General features: G+C 76.0%; 1 protein-coding gene. It reads left to right on the top strand.

The window, feature by feature from the left end:
- A partial coding sequence (locus tag AC1DUQ_RS21940) for a UvrD-helicase domain-containing protein (protein WP_477074664.1) occupies nt 1-1,038 on the top strand: 1,038 nt, incomplete at both ends.

Here is a 1,038-nt window from a genome sequence, read left to right on the forward strand (position 1 = left end):
GGCTCGACCCGTCGGCGCGGCTGCTGGGGGAGGCGGCGCAGTGGCAGCTGGCGTCCGAGGTGGTCGAGGCGTGGAGCGACGACCTGGACACCGACGCCGCCACGTCGACCGTGATCGAGGCGGTGCTCGCGCTCTCGGGTGCGCTGGACGAGCACCTGCTCGACGCGGGCGGTGCCCGGAGCGGGATCGAGGGCATCATCGAGGCGATCGCGTCGACGCCGGCGGGCTCCCCGCCGCGCGAGCCGTACGCCGAGATCAAGAGACTGCTGCGGTCGCTGGGGGAGCGGGTCCGCGTCCTCGAGCTGGTCGGCGAGTACCGGGCGAGCAAGCGGGCGAGCGACGCGATCGACTTCGGCGACCAGGTCGCCCTGGCCGCGCGGCTCGCCCTCGACGTGCCCGAGGTCGGTGCCGGCGAGCGGCASCGGTTCCGGGTGGTSCTSCTCGACGAGTACCAGGACACGTCCTACGCGCAGCTGACCCTGCTCGGCGCCCTGTTCGGCGGCGGGCACCCGGTGACCGCGGTGGGCGACCCGCACCAGTCGATCTACGGCTGGCGCGGGGCGAGCGCCGGCGGGCTCGAGGGCTTCCCGACGTCGTTCCCCCGGGTGCACCCGGACGGCTCCCGGTCGCCGGCGGACGTCCACCTGCTGTCCGTCTCGTGGCGCAACGACCGGCTCATCCTCGCGGCCGCCAACCACGTGGCGGCACCGCTGCGAGCGTCGGCCACGCGCGTCGCGGCGCCTGTCCTGGAGGCCCGACCGGGTGCGGGCGAGGGGCACGTCCACGCCCACGTCGCCGAGACGGTCGAGGACGAGGCGCGGGCGGTCGCACAGTTCGTCCGCGACCGCTGGCGGCCCGCCGGACCGGGACGCGACCGGGTCACGGCGGCGGTCCTGTGCCGCAAGCGGTCCCAGTTCGAGACCCTGCGCCGCGCCCTGCGCGATGCGGGGCTCCCGGTCGAGGTCGTCGGGCTCGGGGGGCTGCTCTCCGCGCCCGAGGTGGTCGACCTGGTCGCTCTCCTGCAGGCCGCGCACGACC

Source organism: Cellulomonas sp. P4_B5_2 (genome assembly GCF_056402235.1).